This window comes from Rathayibacter sp. AY1A4 (assembly GCF_002930955.1).
Lineage (GTDB): Bacteria > Actinomycetota > Actinomycetes > Actinomycetales > Microbacteriaceae > Rathayibacter.
Window position 1 is genome coordinate 153590 of sequence record NZ_PSTN01000001.1, and the last position, 15757, is coordinate 169346.

The window sequence follows — 15757 nt, forward strand, 5'->3', positions numbered from 1 at the left end:
GCGGATCGTCGGCGCGGTGCTCGGCGCGGCTCATCCGCGATCTCCGTCCGTCGTCGACGCTGACCGCCCGGCCGTCCGGTCGTAGAGGTCCTCGAGGTCGCGGATCCGCTCGGCGAGGTCGAACGAGGCGAGCACGCGCTCCCGCCCGGCCGCGCCCATCCGCGTCGCGCGGTCCGGGTCCCGGAGCAGGGCGGCGAGCGCCCCGGTCAGGCCGGGCACGTCCCCCTCCGGGACGAGCAGCCCGGTGACGCCGTCCTGGACCGCCTCCGGGACGCCGCCGTGGCGGTACGAGACGACAGGGACGCCTGCGAGCGCGGCCTCGAGGAAGACCATGCCGAAGCCCTCGGAGTCGCCTGTCGCCGCGGTCCGCGACGGTGCGCAGAAGACCGCGGCGCCGGCGAGGAGGCGAGCGACCTCGGCGGGGGGCAGGGAGCCGGTGAAGGTCACCCGCAGGCGCAGCCGCGCCGCCTGCTCGACGAGTGCCTCCCGCAGGTGGCCGTCGCCGACGACGGTCAGGGGGACGTCGCGGATCGGTCCGGGGAGGGCGGCGACCGCCTCGAGCAGATCCGGGACGCCCTTCTTGTCGGTGAGGCGTCCGACGAAGACGATTCCCGCGCGCTCCGCAGCCGGTGCGGCCTCGGGGCGGGAGGTCGGGACGCCGATGTAGCCCACTCCAGTGCGCCGCGGGTCCGCCCCCAGGCGCAGGAGCCCGTCGGTGATGAAGCGGGAGACCCCGATCACCGCGTGCGCGGTGCGGAAGACGGCGCGGGCCTCGAGGGCGCGGTGAGCGCGGGCGAGGGGTCGGAGCAGGCGCGGAGCTCCGGTCGCGAGCGGCCAGCTGGTCACGTCGTAGCCGTGCCCCGTCACGACGAGCGGGAGGCGCCTCCTCCGTGCATATCGCGCGATGGAGACGGCGTCGATGAGGAAGTGCGCATGGATGAGGGCGGGCCGGTGCTCATCGACGATCGCGTCGAGCCGTCGTGACACTCCGAACCACCGCAGGAGGAGGGACCGCCGCCCGCGAGGGGTGATCGGATCGTGCAGGACGATGTCCGTGCGGTCGTGGAGGACGCCCGAGCCGGTGCGCTCGAGGCCCACTCCGAGGGCGCGCCAGCGCTCGAGTCCGTGCATCTGATTGCGGACGAACGTCTCGGAGTCCTGCAGCCACGCGCGCTTCCAGACCAGGACCAGCGGCCTCTCGCCGGCGACGCCGCCCGCGTGCTCAGCGGACGGCACGGCGCACCCGGTAGCGGAGGGCCGCGACCACGCTCGGCAGCACCCGCACGGCGTCGCCCAGATAGCGCCGCCAGAGCCTGCCGGGCTCCCGGCTGAGCCGGTGCGCCCACTCGAGGCCGAGGCGCTGCACCACGAGCGGCGCCCGCGGGATCTCGCCGGCGAGGAAGTCCACGGCGGCGCCGACGCCGAGGCACACCGCTCCCGTGCCGCCGACGGTGAGCAGGCGCTCGCGGACCTCCTCCTGCTTGGGGGAGCCGAGGCAGAGCGCGACGATGCGGACGTCGGCCGTGCGCAGAGTCGAGGAGAGGCGGGCGAGGTAGGCGTCGTCCGCGAGCTCGGCCGGCTCCGGCGAGACGACGACCGGAACCTGGAGCCCGGCGAAGCGCTGCTGCAGCTCGGCGGCTGCGCGATCGCCGACTCCGGGGCGTCCGCCGATGAGAGCGACCGGCGCACCCTCGAGCGCCGCACGGCGGCAGACCTCGGTGAAGAGGTCGATGCCCGTCACGCGGCTCGCCGTGCGGTGGCCGTACGAGCGGGCCAGCCAGACCAGAGGCGCCCCGTCGAGCACCACGAGGGACGCCCGGCCGTAGTACCGCCGGAACTCGCCGGAGTGCTTCCAGCGCACGAAGTGGTCGGTGTTCGGCGTGACGACCAGCTCGTCGCGGCCGCTCCGGGACAGCTCGAGCACGGCCTCCGCCGCCTCGTCGAGCGTGGTGATGCTGGCCGGCATCCGCTCGATGCGGCCGGTGATGTAGGAGGTCATGCCGGTGCTCCTCGGGGGTCGGTGCGGGAGGGAGGGAACGGAGCTGGTGTGCGGAAGGGGCCGGTCGCGGCCGCCTGCACGGGGACGGTCACGTCGTCCACCGGGTGCTCCTCCGATCGGAGAGCCGGCGGCGGGTGTCGTGCACGGCGTAGAGGATCCGGCTGAGCGCCGTGAAGGCGGCGGGGACGCGCTTGAGCACCAGCCCCAGGACGAGCAGCCGCGGCGACCGCGCGGAGCGGAGCACGCGGACGTCGCGCAGCGCCTCGGACCCGAGCCGGACGCCGGTCTCGACGAGCGCCGCGTCGGAGTTCTGGCGGATCGGGGTGAGCGCGACGGGGACGGCGTAGAACCAGGTCGTGAACCAGTCCGACAGCGGGCGCGGCACCTCCTCGAACGTTCGGGCGAGCGCCGCGCGCATCTCCTCGGCGCAGACCAGGAGGTTCCGGAGGTCCGGGTCGCGCCGACGGGTGATCGAGGACGCCGTGTGGACGTAGGAGTAGAGGATCTCCGGCACGAAGAGCACCCGTTCCGACGCCTGGACCGCCCGCAGCACGCCGACGAAGTCGGACTGGGAGCTCAAGCGCGGGAAGAGCTCCTCCTGCAGGACGGCGCGGCGGAAGAGCTTGTTCCAGAGGAAGCCGTGCAGGCGCCCGGACGCCATCCGCTCGAGAGCGAGTTCGGACGAGACCAGTTCGCGCCGGTCGAGCCCGTCGATCACGCGTCCGGAGGTCGACTGCCGGGTGCGGTAGAGCGCCCGGCAGACGACGACGTCGGCCGCCGTCCGCTCGGCCTCGGCGGTGAGGGTCCGGAGGATCTCCGTGTCCCATTCGTCGTCGACGTCCACGAACCAGACGAACTCGGAGTCGATGCCGTCGAGGGCGCGGTTCCGGGCGGCAGCGACGCCGCCGTTCTGCTCGAGGAGCAGGACCCGGGCGTCCTCGCGTCCCTCGGCCCACTTCTCGAGCACCTCCGCCGTGCCGTCCGAGGACGCGTCGTCGACGAGGACGACCCGCATCCCCGGTCCGAGAGTGAGTGCGAGCCGCGCGAGGAAGCCGTCGAGCCGGGCGATCGCGTTGTAGCAGGGAGCCACGACGGTCACCGAGTGCACGCCCCCGCTCACCGTCGGCCCCCGAGCTCGCGGTAGGCGGCGACGACGGGTCCGAAGACGGCGTCGGGTGAGGCGGCCTCGTCCACCCACGCCTTCGCGCGGTCGGCCTGCATCAGGAGCCCCTCGGGTCGCTCCAGAGCGGCGGCGAGGAGCTCGGCGATCCGCTCCCCGTCGGCGTCGGCGGGGAGCAGGAGGCCCCGACCGTCGGCGAGCAGCTCGCCCACACCGCCGACGTCGGTCGCCACGACCGGGCGACGGCGGGCCATCGCCTCCAGCATCACGAGCGGAGTCCCCTCCCACCGCGAGGTCGACAGGAGGAGGTGCGCCGCGTCCAGCGCTCCGGTCACGTCCGCCGACGGACCGGCGAAGTCGACCACTCCGGCTCCCCGGGCGCGCTCGCGCAGCACCGGCAGCATCGGACCGTCGCCGAGCCAGGTGCCGGTGACGGGCCGGACCCGGGCGAGGGCCTCGACGGCCGCGAGGAAGCGGACCGGGTCCTTCTGCTCCGCGAGCCGCCCGATGCCGAGGACGCGGACGACCGGCTCGGCGAGTTCCGGCGCGAGCGCGGGCTCCGCGGTGACGTTCGCCGGGGCGTTGCCGGTGACCACGACGCGCTCCTGCGGGCGGCCGTAGCCCTCGACGACCATCCGCCCCACGGAGGCGGAGACGGCGAACACCCGCCGGGAGCGGAAGGAGAGCGCTCGCCTGTCGATCCCGGGCAGCTCGGTGTGCGCGTGCTCGACCACGGGGACACCGAGCGCGGCGCCGACGAGGAGGGCCAGCAGAGCCTCGCGGCGCTGGTGGGCGTGCAGGACGTGCGGGCGGAACCGGCGGACGGCGAGAGCGAGCTCGCGGAGATCGGCCGCGAAGCCCTGTCCGGGTCTCGGCACCACGAAGACGGGCGACTCCTGCGCGGCGCGGTCGCTGAGCGGCCCGGGACGCCCCCAGTAGGCGGTCTCGCAGCCGTGCTCGCGGCTCCACGCGCCCAGGGAGAGGGCCACACGCTGCGCTCCGCCGTCCTCGAAGGAGTCGAGGACGTGCAGGATCCGCAGGGATCGGGAACGGGCGGCCCTCATGAGAGCGCCCCGTCGGGAACCGCGCCCGGGAAGCGGACGTCGAGTTCGGCCAGGACGGCGTCGACGTCGCGGCCCATCGTCCCGCGGTCGACGTCGTAGTGATCGGCGAGGAGGTCGACGACCTCGTCCCGGGGCCGGCGCTGCCGGATCACGGCCTCGAAGACCGAGGCGGCGCTCAGCGAGAGCACGATCGGGGGCACCGACGGGCGGGACAGGTCGAGCACGTAGACCTGACGGTCCGTGCGCTCGACGGCGAAGCGCTGGGCCGGCGGCGCGCTGCCACCCTGCGCCTCGGCGGAGCCCTCCACCGGATGCACGGCGCTCGCCGCGGGGTCGGACGAGGCCGGGAGGTCGCTCACCGGCGCCGTGGCCACCGCGATCGCCTCGAACGAGGACGCCGGGCCCTGCTCCTCGCTGCGGCCGCTCAGCGCCACCCGGGCGAAACCGGTGAGGGCGGAGGGGAGGCCTCGGAGCGCCCGCAGGGTCCGCTCCCCCCGGAGCCGGAGCCGACGCCGGACCGTCGTCGCCTCGGGATGGCTCGCCTCGAGATCCGCGCGGGTGGGGAAGGCGGCTCTCAGCAGCAGGCCTCCCTTCAGGCGCCAGGGAGCGGACGCCACGGCGTGCAGCCAGTTGAAGGTGTGCCGGTCGGAGCTGCGGCGCACGTCCCAGAGAGTCTGGGCGTGCCGGTAGCGCTCCTCGGGCGCGGAGGGGACTCCCCAGGAGGTGAGGAGCTCCGTCATCGGCGTCTGCGCGCCGAGCTCGACGGCCGCGTCGCGGATCGCCTCGCGCTCCTCGCTCGGAAGGCCGGCGCCGTGCGCCTTCAGAACCGCCAGCGCCGTGGTCGCCGAAGCGGAGCGCGCGCTGCGCAGCTGGTGCAGGGCGTGCAGCACGAGGTGGTGCGCGCGCCCGGGGATCCGCAGGGTCTCGTCGCTCAGCGGCAGATCCTCGGCGGCCGCCCAGAGGCGGTCGAAGACGATCCGCTCCTCCTCGAAGGCACCCGGGAAGGAGCGGTGGACGTCGACGTCGCACGGCCACGAGGGGTGGACGAGCGTGATCGAGTGGTCGACGAAGAGCGTCCAGCTGAGAGCCTCGGCGCGGCGGCGCCAGCCCATCGAGGCGAGCAGCCCGAGAGCCTCGTCGAAGCGCTCGGGGTCGACCCAGAGGTCGACGTCGGCCGACGTCATCGGCGCGCGGATCCCCTGGCGGTGCAGACCCTCGCCCTTCACCACGAGGCTGCGGACGCCGTGCGTCCGCAGGGTGTACTGCACCAGCACGGCGGCCAGGCGCAGGGCGACGGCGTTCGGCAGCATCGCGTCGGCGGAGGCGCCGACAGCCGGGACCGGTTCAGGCGACACGGACGCGTCCCTCCGCGAGGGCGAGGATCTCCTCGGCCGCGACGGACCACGGGCGCTCCCGCGCGAGCTCGGCGGCTCCCCGGGAGAGAGCCGTCCACTCGCGCCGGAGCCGGTGGAGGGCGTCCTCGTACTCCTCGCGCGTCGCGTCGTCGGAGAGGACCACGCCCGCCCCCGCCGCGCAGAGATCGGCCAGGACGCTCGACTCGATCGCGAGGACCGGCAGCCCGCTCGCCAGCGCGTCGAGTCCGGCGGCCGCGCCGGTCGTCGACGGCGTCAGGTGGGCGTACACGTGGGAGTGGCGGAGCACCTCGACGACGCCGTCGCGGTCCTGCTCGCCGACGGAGCGCAGCCCCGACGCGAGGTCGTCGGCGATGCCGCCGCCGTCGTCGATCACGGTGACGTACTCGGTGCCGTCCAGCCGGGCGAGGAGATCGAGCCGCTCGGCGCCCCGGTCGAGACCGAATGCTCCCACGGCGGCGAAGCGGAGGGGCCCGTCGGGGGCGGACGGTGTCGGGAACGACGCGTCCGGCAGGCCCAGGGGCACGACCGTTCCCGCGAGGGCGGACGCGAGCCGCTCCGTCGGGGTGACGACGACAGCACCGCGGCGCTCCTCCTCGAACCGGAGGCGCGGGAGCGCCGGGAGGTCGTCGGCCAGGAGGACGGTCGTCGGAGCGAGCCCGGCGAGCTCCACGGCCGTCCCCGGGAGAGCCACCACGAGGTCGGGCCGCTCCGGGGCGAGCAGTCGGCGGGCCCGGCGCGTGACGACGGCGAGCCCGACGGACCCGGCGCCCCTCCGGCTGGCGGGCTCGAGGAAGCGGGCGAGCACGCTGGTGCGGAGCTCCGCCCCGCTGAACCCCTCCGGGTCACCGGTCACCACGACCACGCGGTGTCCCTGGCGGCGCCAGGCGCGCTCGAGCGGAGCCGCGTGCCAGGCATCGAGGGCGACGATCCCGATGGTCAGCACGGGCGGACTCCCCCCGTCAGGGGGAATCGGCGGCAGGGACCGGGAGACGTAAGGAGCGCGGAGTCCCGCTGGTCGATGACCTCGTGCACAGGGCGGTACCTCTCTCCGTCGCGGCAGGCGGAGCCGCGGACGTCGGAGAAGTTATCCCCGTGCCCGGCGGCCTCCGAGTGGGAGGCGCGATACGGACGCGGAGGCGGCGTGCGCGCCGCTCACGGAGTCGGATCGCGTCGGCAGCGGTCGCTCGACCGTCAGTCCCCGCCACGGGTTCCGCGCCCGCTGCACCGGCATGCGGAGGCACCGAGGCGCCGCCGATAGAGTCGGCTCCGTGACCCTCTCCCCGCAGATCTTCACGCTCCCCTCGGCGGTGCAGCGGACCCCCGCCGCCGCTCCTCACCCGGGGCTGCTCCGATGAGGGGCATCGTCCTCGCGGGTGGTTCGGGGTCGCGGTTGTGGCCGATCACCAAGGGCATCTCGAAGCAGCTGATGCCGATCTACGACAAGCCGATGATCTACTACCCGCTGTCGACGCTGATGATGGCCGGGATCGACGAGGTCCTCGTGATCACGACCCCCGAGTACAACGACCAGTTCCGCGCCCTGCTGGGCGACGGGTCGAGCCTGGGCATGCGGATCGAGTACGCCGTGCAGCCCTCCCCCGACGGGCTCGCGCAGGCGTTCCTGATCGGCGAGGAGTTCATCGGCGACGAGTCCGTCGCCCTGGTCCTGGGTGACAACATCTTCCACGGCACCGCCCTGGGCACCGCCCTCGCGGCGAACACCACGATCGAGGGCGCCGTCATCTTCGCCTACCAGGTCGCCGACCCGCGCGCCTACGGCGTCGTCGAGTTCGACGAGCACTTCCGAGCCGTCTCCATCGAGGAGAAGCCCGAGCAGCCGCGCAGCAACTACGCCGTGCCCGGCCTCTACTTCTACGACAACGACGTCGTGGCGATCGCGAAGACGATCACGCCCTCGGCCCGCGGCGAGCTCGAGATCTCGACGATCAACGAGCGCTACCTCGAGGCGGGGCGGCTGAACGTCCAGGTCCTCGACCGGGGAACGGCCTGGCTCGACACCGGGACCTTCGATTCCATGATCGAGGCGACCGAGTTCGTGCGCGTGATCGAGCAGAGGCAGGGATTCAAGATCGGCTGCATCGAGGAGATCGCCTGGCGCAACTCCTGGATCGACGACGCCCGCCTCGCCGAGCTCGCCGCACCGCTGGTCAAGAGCGGATACGGCGCCTACCTCCACCGCCTGCTCAGCCTCGAAGGCGTGAACGCGGGCCGCTGAGCCCGGCCTCCCCCGACCTTCCCGACCTCCAGGAGAACCCGTGCGGATCCTCGTCACCGGCGGTGCCGGCTTCATCGGCAGCAACTTCGTCCACCTCACCCTGCGCGAGCGTCCCGACGCGCGGATCACCGTGCTCGACAAGCTCACCTACGCAGGCAGCCGCGACTCCCTCGCCCCCGTCGCCGACCGAGTGCGGCTGGTCGAGGGCGACGTCGCCGACGCCGAGCTGGTGGACCGGCTGGTCGCCGACGCGGATCTGGTGGTCCATTTCGCCGCGGAGTCGCACAACGACAACTCCCTGCACGACCCGACGCCCTTCCTCGCGACGAACGTCATCGGCACCTTCGCGCTCCTGCAGGCAATGCGCGCGCACGACGTGCGGTACCACCACATCTCGACGGACGAGGTGTACGGCGACCTCGAGCTCGAGGACCCCGCGCGCTTCACCGAGCACACCCCCTACAACCCCTCCAGCCCCTACTCCTCGACCAAGGCAGCCAGCGACCTCCTCGTGCGCGCCTGGGTGCGCTCCTTCGGCGTGCGCGCCACGATCTCCAACTGCTCCAACAACTACGGCCCCTACCAGCACGTCGAGAAGTTCATCCCCCGCCAGATCACCAACGCCATCGACGGCATCCGCCCCAAGCTCTACGGCACCGGCGCCAACGTCCGCGACTGGATCCACGTCGACGACCACAACACCGGCGTCTGGGCCATCATCGACCGCGGCGAGATCGGCGAGACCTACCTCATCGGCGCCGACGGCGAGAAGAGCAACCTCGACGTCGTCACCCGCATCCTCACCGCCTTCGGACAACCCGAGGACGCCTTCGACCACGTCACCGACCGCGCCGGACACGACCTCCGCTACGCCATCGACTCCACCCGCCTGCGCACCGAACTCGACTGGCGCCCCCGCTACACCGACTTCGACGCCGGACTCGCCGCCACCATCGACTGGTACCGCGCCAACGAGGACTGGTGGCGCCCCGCAAAGGCCGCCACCGAGGAGAAGTACTCCGCTCAGGCCTGAGGCGGCCCGCCGCGGGGATCAGTGCGGGCCGACTCCGGTCGACACCCGGCCGGAGGGCCGCGGAGAGTCGCACGGGCCGGGCGTCCGCTTCGCGCGGGACCGACCGGACAGGACGATGCGGAGCAGCTGCAGCGGCTCGAGGAGGTAGCGGGCCGCGAGGCGGCGCGGGTCGCGCGCCAGGCGGAACAGCCACTCCACGCCCAGGGCGCCCATCCACCGCGGGGCGAGCGCCTGCGTGCCGGCGATGTAGTCGAGGCAGCCCCCCACGTTCGCGAACGCCGCCCGCGGGGCGAGGTCCCGGTTCTCCAGGATCCAGCGCTCCTGGCGGGGCATGCCCATCCCGACCAGGACGAGATCGGCACGGGCGAGCGACTCGGCGAGCGGCCGCTCGTCGCCTATGCCGTGCCACTGCTGGTCGAATCCGTCGTACGCGAGCCAGGTCATCCGGGACGTGCGGGCGGCGACCGCCTCCGCCGCTTTGGCCGAGGACTCCGGCGTGCCGCCCACGGCGACCACCACCAGAGGCTCGTCGTTCTCGATCAGCGGGAACAGCCAGTCGGTGCTGCCGATGCGGTGCTGCGGAGTCAGAGGCGAGTCGACCGCCGTTCCTCGGGCGAGCGCCAGGATCGGCCAGCCGTCGATCAGCACGGTGTCGGCCTTCTCGCAGAACCGGCGGAAGTGCTCGTCGGTCTGCGCCATGTAGAGCCCGTGCAGATTGAGGTTCCCGATGATGCGGCCGCGGTGCTCGCCGGCGAGGATCTCGGCGATCATCTCCGGAGCGGTCCGGGCGTCCACATGACCGAGGTCGAAGGGGAGCGCAGTGCGCGCAGCGGCTGTCATGCGGTCTCCTTCACGGAGGTGACGATGGTCTCGACGCGGCGGGCCCACGAGTGCTCGGCCCAGACGTCGCGCTGACGGTCGGCGGCGACCCGGGAGAGCTCCGGCAGCGAGCGGACGCTCTCGGTGAGGACACTGCGCAGGTCCTCCTCTCCTGCCGAGTCGTAGCAGACGACGGGATAGCCCTCGCGCTGGAGGCCCGCCGTCACGTCGTGCCGGCTCGCGACCACCGGCTTGCCCGCGGCGAGGTACTCCCAGAGCTTCAGCGGGGAGAAGTAGCTGCCGTTGGCGCTGGAGTGTCCGGCGAAGCAGAGGTCGACGCCGGCGAGGAAGGCAGGGACGTCATCGGGGTGCACCCGTCCGCGGAAGGTGACACGATCCGCGAGGCCGAGCTCGTGGACCTGCCTCTCCAGGTCGGCGCGGACCGGTCCGTCGCCGGCGATGTCGAGGTGGACCTCGCCCAGGTCCTCCGAGGCCAGCAGTTCGACCAGCGAGGAGACGTTCTGCCACGGGTAGAGCGTGCCGAGGAACCCGATCCTCGGGGTGCGGGTCCCGTCCACGATCTCTGCGGGGCGGTGCACGGTGTGGTCGACGCCGTTGGCGACGACGAGGATGCGCTCCCGGGGGATGCCGTACCGGGCGGTGAGCTGGTCGGCGAGGGCGTCCGTGACGGCGACGATCAGATCGGCGCGGCGGAGAGTGCGTCCCTCCATCCACTCGGCGAGCGCGCGGCTGGTGGTCGCCCGTCGCTCGCTGGTCGCCTCGACGGCGAGGAGGGCGTTGACCTCCAGGACCCAGACGGCCCCGGTGGCGCGACGGGCGAGGGAGCCGAGCTCCTGGAAGAGCGCGTACCGCTCGTAGGCGAAGTCGGCGGTCGACCCGGAGACCCGGCGCTTCAGCTGGAAGCGCGAGCGCACCCGGGAGACCAGCCGGAAGACGTCGGTCGCCACGATGGACAGGCGCGAGCCGGACATGCGGCTCTCCGACCCCTGCCCGTGCACCGCCTCCGGCATCGCGTCGCCGACGATGAAGCGCTCGACCCGGACGCCGCTCTGCTCCAAGCCGTTGATCACGCCGAGAATGTGCGAGCGCGGGCCCAGACTCTCGGTGGAGGGCTTGGTCGACAGGCGCGGAGCGCCGGATAGATACAGTGCTTTCACGGGGCGAGGGTCTCCAGACGGATCACTTGACGGTAACACCGGGGAATTCGGGACCGAGACCGGTACGGCTACCCGTTGGGGGGTCATGACGGCGAGAATCGTTCACCTCGCCCGCGAACCCGTTCGATTAGCCTTCACCTCGGTTCGTCGAGTATTACAGACAGTGCGGGACGAGGGCATGACACCCGTTCGTCCGACCGACAATCGTCGGATTCCCGAATGGGACTCCATATCCTGAACACTTCGAAAGGGAATGACGCGTGACCGATCCGGCCCCGAAGAGGAATACCGTCCGAGTCCTCCTCTCCGTCGCTCCGCCGGACGGAACCACACGATTCGTCGACCAGGTGACGCGCTTCGCTCCAGAGGATATCGACTTCTCCTTCTTCTCCTGGAGAAAGGCTTTGATCGGCAGATGGGACGTGTTCCACGTCCACTGGCCGGAATTCCTGATGAGAGGGAGATCGAAGCCGATAGCCGCGGCGCGGACGGCATTGTTCGCGCTCTTTATCGCTCGATCGTCGCTCTCTCGGGGAAAAGTGGTCCGCACTCTGCACAATCTCGAGCCGCACGCCCCCGGGGGTCGCATCGAGACGGTGCTCCTGTCCGCTCTCGAGCGCCGCACGGACCTCTTCGTGACCCTGACGGGGGTGACGCCGGTGCCGGGGAGTGCACGCTCCGTCCTCATCCCGCACGGCCACTACCGGGACGTGCTCCCGCTCGAGCACAGCGCCCCGATGCAACCGGGACGCCTGCTGTACTTCGGCCGCATCGAGCCCTACAAGAACGTCGAGCGCCTGGTCGAGGTCTTCCGGGAGCTGGACGATCCGGAGCTCGTCCTCGGCGTCGTCGGCAAGGCGCCCGCCGCCCTCGCCGAGCGGATCGCCCGGGCCGCTTCCCTCGACGCCCGGGTCACGACGCGCTTCGGCTTCGTGCCGGACGAGGAGATGGTCGCCGAGATGACCTCGTCGCAGCTGGTGATCCTCCCCTACACCGAGATGCACAACTCGGGCATCCTGCTGGTCGCGCTGTCGCTCGGCCGCCCCGTCCTCGTGCCGCGCACCCCGGCGAACGTCCTGCTCGCCGACGAGGTCGGGCAGGAGTGGGTGCGCATGTTCGACGGCGGGATCGACCGCGACGACCTGCTCGCCGCCGTCCGTGCGACCGCCGATCTCCCCGCATCGGGACCCGTCCTCGCGGGACGCGACTGGAGCGCCGTCGGCGCGTCCTACGCCCGCGCCTACCACCTCGCGGTCGACGCCCCCGTCGCTCGTGCCCGCCGAACAAGAGGGACCTCATGAGCACCCGCATCTTCGTCAACCCGAGCGGCCAGAAGGAGAACCTGGGCGACTCGGTGCTCCGCCGGGCGTACCTCGACGCACTGCGCGATCAAGGACAGCTGCACGTCTACGCCGGCACCCACTCCGCGTACATCTCGGGCCTGGGCCTGTCCACGGAGGACGTGGTCTACCACTCCCGCTCGAGCTGGCTCCGTGCCGCCCTCGCCGTCGGCCCGCGCGGCTCCCGCATGGGCTTCGCGCTGAACGCGGGCGAATGGGTCCTCGATCGCCGCTTCCTCGTCAACTCCGCCTGGCAGACGGCGCTGCTGACCCGCTCGCGCCTCGGCGGCGGCCGCCCCGTCGCGCTCGGCATCGCGCTGCGGCGGGACCAGGGATCCCTCCCCCGCCGGTGGTTCCGACGCATGCTCTCCCTGACCGGGACGATCAGCTGGCGCGACCCCGACAGCCGTGCCGATCTGGGCGTCGGGACCGTCGCTCCGGACTGGGCCTTCGCGCTGGGCAGCGCGCCCGAGCGGTTCCGTCCCGCGGATCAGCGCCGCACGATCGCCGTCGCGCTGAGGGGAGACCGTCCGGCCCCGACCGCGGTCTGGCTCGGGACGGTGCGCGCACTCGCCCGCTCGCTCGACGCCCGCGTAGTCGTCGTCGATCAGATGCAGGAGGACGAGCAGCGCTGCGGCGAGCTCGCCCGTGACCTGGACGGCACCGTCCTGAGCTGGGACGCCTCCGTCTCGCACGCCGACCACGAGGAGCGGGTGCGCGAGCTCTACCGCGACTGCGCCGCGGTCGTCAGCGACCGGATCCACGCCCTCATCCTCGGGATGACCGAGGGCGCCGTCCCGATCGGCTTCACCACGAGCGACCCGGAGAAGGTGCGCCGCACGTTCGCCGCAGTCACGACCTTGCCGGTTGCCTTCGCTGAGAAGGACGTCACCGGCGAGGCCGACGCCGTGGAGCGGGCGCAGGCCCTGCTCGGTCAGAGGGACCGGCTCCTGGCCGACCTCGCCGTGGGGCGGGAGCGCCTCGCCGGGCTCCGCAGGTCGCTGACCCTCTGACCGCCGGGGCGCCCGGGCCGGGCGCCCTCCGCGACGTCGGCGACCTCAGCGTCGGCGGATCGCCAGGACGGTCCGCTGGAGGAGCCGCGCGTCCTCCCGGTAGGCCCGGAGGAGGAGGACGGCGAGCCCGGCGATCGCCAGGTCGATCGCGCCCACGATCAGCAGCTGCCCCAGGGCGCCGAGCCCGGCGGTCAGTGCCAGCGCGGGCAGCGAGACGACGACGATCGCGACACCGAGCGCGAGCGGACGGCAGGCCTGCAGGAGGAGCGCCCTCACGTCGATGCCGGCGCGCGGCACCGCGAAGAACGAGAGCACCACCCAGTTCAGGACGAGGCCGGCGGTGCTGCCGATCGCGACGCCGATCGGCCCCCACACCACTCCGATCGCCATGAAGACGACCATGAGCGAGCGCGAGACGATGCTGAACCGCAGCTGGAGCCCGGTCAGCGCCTTCGCCAGGAACACCCAGTAGTAGACGAACCCGAGCGCCTGGAAGACGCCGCCGATCGCGAGGATCCGGAAGATCGTCTTCGAGTCGTCCCAGCCGGGGCCGAGCGCGATCTCGATGATCGGGTCGGCGAGCGCGGCTGCCGCGAAGAAGACTCCGCCCATGACGTAGGCGAGCACGAGCTGGGCCCGCTGCACGTACCGCTCGAACTCCGGGCTGTCCTTCATCCGCGAGAGCACGGGGAAGGCGACCCTGGTCATGGGCGCGGCGATCTGCTGGAGCGGCATCCGGAAGATCTGGTAGGCGCGGTCGTAGACGCCCAGCGCGCCGGCTCCCCAGACCCGGCCGATCAACACGCTGTCGGCGTTGCCGCTGATGTAGTTGACCAGCTGCACCCCGACCGTGTTCGCGCCGAAGCCGAGGAACGCGCGCATGCCCTGCGTGCGCGAGGGCAGGCCGGGCAGCCAGCCGGCACCGATCACCAGGACGACCAGGGTCGTGACCGCGACCAGCAGCTGCTGGGCGACGAGGGCCCAGTAGCCCGCTCCCGACAGCGCGAGCAGGACCGCGCCCGTGGAGGCGACGAGCTGCGCCAGCACATCGGAGGCGGCGAGCCAGCGGAACCGGAAGCGGCGGGAGACCTCGGCCTTGAACTGGGCCGTGACGGAGTTGACCACGAACACCGCGGACAGCGCCTGGCAGACCGGGACGAGCTCGTCGCGCCCGTAGAACGCAGCGATCGGCACTGCGAGCAGGAACACGATCCCGCCCAGCACCAGCCCGAGGAGGACGTTGATCCAGAGCAGGTTGTTGCGCTGGGCGTCGGTCACGTCGCTGGACTGGATCGACGCCATGGAGAGCCCGAAGTCGCCGAGGAGCGTCGCGACTCCGGCGATGGCCAGCACCATGGAGACCACTCCGTAGTCGTCCGGGCTCAGAAGCCGCGCGAGGACCGCGAGCGCGCCCAGCTGCAGGACGAAGCGGATCCACTGCCCGCCGAGCGTGGCAGCGGCGCCGCGGGCGGCGTCACCGGCGATCGTCACCGCGCAGCCTCGACGACGCTCCCCCAGAGATCGCGCGGGAAGGCCTCGAGCAGCGCGTCCGGACGCCAGTCCAGGGGCGGCTCGCCCCCCGCCTGGATCGCCTCGGCGACGGTCGCGGCCGGAGTGAAGCCCGCGCGTCCGGAGCCCTCGTAGTAGTCCCGGTACTTGAAATCGGGCTCGCTCGCCGAGGCCACGAGCCGAGCCGGGATCCCGAGCGACTCCGCCACGACGATCGCGTGCAGGGACGAACCGACGACGAGGTCGCTCGCCGCGATCGCGCCCAGCACCTCGAGGACGGGGCGCGTCGGCTCGACGAGGCCGTCCTCCGCCCGCGGGGCGGTCCCGTCGGCGCGCATCCGACGGAGATCGTTCAAGTTGGGGAGGACGGTCACCCGGCGGTCGGGGGTGTTGCGGCGCAGCTCGTCGCGACCCCAGAGGGTGCCGACGAGCAGGCCCGGGTCGCCGTAGACCTCGGGGACGGCGATGCCCCGGGCACGGAGGAAGCCGCGGGTCAGAGGACCGCGGACGGCCCGGACGTCGAGGTCGGTGAAATCGAACCGTGCGTCCAGCGATTTGCCGTTCGCCCCGATGCCCCACAGGGTGTCCCCGTCGCGGGCGAGCTTGAGGATCGACCCCACGGCGAGCAGTCGGCGGCGCTCGGGCGCGGAGCCGGGCGAGATCCCCTCGCGCTGCAGGATCCGCTCCACGATCATCGGGCCGAGCAGATCGCCGAAGTTGTCGACTCTCCTGCGGATCGGCACGAATCGGGCCCAGGGGGCGCGACTGATCGGCTGTGCGGGATTCCAGTGGACCACGTCGATCTTCGGCACAGAAGTATGCTCTCCTCGTCCTGCGGCATGCGAGAATCACGACGCCGACCTAGACTAACGGCACTCGGCACATCTGCCTCACCGCGTGATATCACCGCTAGCGAGCGGCGCCCGCGCTCTCGACGGAAGACGATCCCATCTCGAACAATCGGTCAGCTCTTGTCCCCCCCAACGGGCGGCAGAGAGTCGCGCGGCACGGAATGCCCTCGAGTGATCCTCGACGAGCGAGAAGGCCGCTTCTGGTAGGCGTGCTCCTGG

Annotated in this window: 14 protein-coding genes; 4 read left to right on the forward strand and 10 right to left on the reverse strand. The window is 72.4% G+C overall.

Features of this window, described 5'->3' with window-relative positions; translation table 11 throughout:
* Positions 1 to 30: 30 nt before the first annotated feature.
* From C5B92_RS00685 to C5B92_RS00710, 6 genes are all read right to left on the reverse strand, one after another.
* Positions 31 to 1236: a glycosyltransferase gene (locus C5B92_RS00685; protein ID WP_104255057.1), complete on the reverse strand. Its 1206-nt coding sequence runs from the start codon at positions 1234 to 1236 to the stop codon at positions 31 to 33.
* Positions 1223 to 1999 (reverse strand): WecB/TagA/CpsF family glycosyltransferase, encoded by a 777-nt coding sequence (locus C5B92_RS00690; RefSeq protein ID WP_104255058.1) that lies wholly within the window; start codon positions 1997 to 1999, stop codon positions 1223 to 1225. The genes C5B92_RS00685 and C5B92_RS00690 overlap by 14 nt, the downstream gene beginning before the upstream one ends.
* A gap of 88 nt (positions 2000 to 2087) precedes the next feature.
* Entirely contained in the window at positions 2088 to 3107 is a 1020-nt protein-coding gene (locus C5B92_RS00695) for a glycosyltransferase family 2 protein (RefSeq protein WP_181028705.1), read from the reverse strand.
* A gap of 8 nt (positions 3108 to 3115) precedes the next feature.
* Positions 3116 to 4183, reverse strand: coding sequence for a glycosyltransferase family 4 protein (locus C5B92_RS00700; protein WP_104255059.1), 1068 nt, complete (start codon positions 4181 to 4183; stop codon positions 3116 to 3118).
* The gene (locus tag C5B92_RS00705; protein WP_104255060.1) at positions 4180 to 5538 is read right to left on the reverse strand and encodes a PqqD family peptide modification chaperone; all 1359 of its coding nucleotides are present in this window, start codon (positions 5536 to 5538) and stop codon (positions 4180 to 4182) included. The genes C5B92_RS00700 and C5B92_RS00705 overlap by 4 nt, the downstream gene beginning before the upstream one ends.
* Complete coding sequence (locus C5B92_RS00710; RefSeq protein ID WP_104255061.1) at positions 5528 to 6502, reverse strand: hypothetical protein; 975 nt, start codon at positions 6500 to 6502, stop codon at positions 5528 to 5530. The genes C5B92_RS00705 and C5B92_RS00710 overlap by 11 nt, the downstream gene beginning before the upstream one ends.
* A gap of 408 nt (positions 6503 to 6910) precedes the next feature.
* Here C5B92_RS00710 and rfbA point away from each other — a divergent pair, with 408 nt between their 5' ends.
* Positions 6911 to 7795: a glucose-1-phosphate thymidylyltransferase RfbA gene (rfbA, locus tag C5B92_RS00715; protein ID WP_104223010.1), complete on the forward strand. Its 885-nt coding sequence runs from the start codon at positions 6911 to 6913 to the stop codon at positions 7793 to 7795.
* A gap of 40 nt (positions 7796 to 7835) precedes the next feature.
* Positions 7836 to 8828, forward strand: a complete 993-nt coding sequence (gene rfbB / locus C5B92_RS00720; protein WP_104349981.1) for a dTDP-glucose 4,6-dehydratase — start codon at positions 7836 to 7838, stop codon at positions 8826 to 8828.
* Between the two features lie 18 nt (positions 8829 to 8846).
* Here rfbB and C5B92_RS00725 read toward each other — a convergent pair whose 3' ends face one another.
* Together C5B92_RS00725 and C5B92_RS00730 are read right to left on the reverse strand one after the other, a co-directional pair.
* Positions 8847 to 9668 (reverse strand): WecB/TagA/CpsF family glycosyltransferase, encoded by an 822-nt coding sequence (locus tag C5B92_RS00725; protein WP_104249576.1) that lies wholly within the window; start codon positions 9666 to 9668, stop codon positions 8847 to 8849.
* Complete coding sequence (locus C5B92_RS00730) at positions 9665 to 10825, reverse strand: glycosyltransferase (protein ID WP_181028706.1); 1161 nt, start codon at positions 10823 to 10825, stop codon at positions 9665 to 9667. Before C5B92_RS00730 ends, C5B92_RS00725 begins: the two co-directional genes overlap by 4 nt.
* A gap of 539 nt (positions 10826 to 11364) precedes the next feature.
* Between C5B92_RS00730 and C5B92_RS00735 the strand changes: the two genes are divergently transcribed.
* Both C5B92_RS00735 and C5B92_RS00740 read left to right on the forward strand, forming a co-directional pair.
* Complete coding sequence (locus tag C5B92_RS00735; RefSeq protein ID WP_181028707.1) at positions 11365 to 12126, forward strand: glycosyltransferase; 762 nt, start codon at positions 11365 to 11367, stop codon at positions 12124 to 12126.
* Positions 12123 to 13178, forward strand: a complete 1056-nt coding sequence (locus tag C5B92_RS00740; RefSeq protein ID WP_104349983.1) for a polysaccharide pyruvyl transferase family protein — start codon at positions 12123 to 12125, stop codon at positions 13176 to 13178. Before C5B92_RS00735 ends, C5B92_RS00740 begins: the two co-directional genes overlap by 4 nt.
* Positions 13179 to 13223: 45 nt before the next feature.
* Here the strand turns inward: C5B92_RS00740 and C5B92_RS00745 are convergent, their stop codons facing one another.
* Both C5B92_RS00745 and C5B92_RS17115 read right to left on the reverse strand, forming a co-directional pair.
* Positions 13224 to 14669 carry a lipopolysaccharide biosynthesis protein gene (locus C5B92_RS00745; RefSeq protein WP_181028708.1) on the reverse strand — a complete coding sequence of 482 codons (1446 nt, stop codon included), beginning with the start codon at positions 14667 to 14669 and terminating at the stop codon, positions 13224 to 13226.
* Positions 14666 to 15499, reverse strand: coding sequence for a polysaccharide pyruvyl transferase family protein (locus C5B92_RS17115; protein WP_104349984.1), 834 nt, complete (start codon positions 15497 to 15499; stop codon positions 14666 to 14668). The genes C5B92_RS00745 and C5B92_RS17115 overlap by 4 nt, the downstream gene beginning before the upstream one ends.
* Positions 15500 to 15757: the final 258 nt, after the last annotated feature.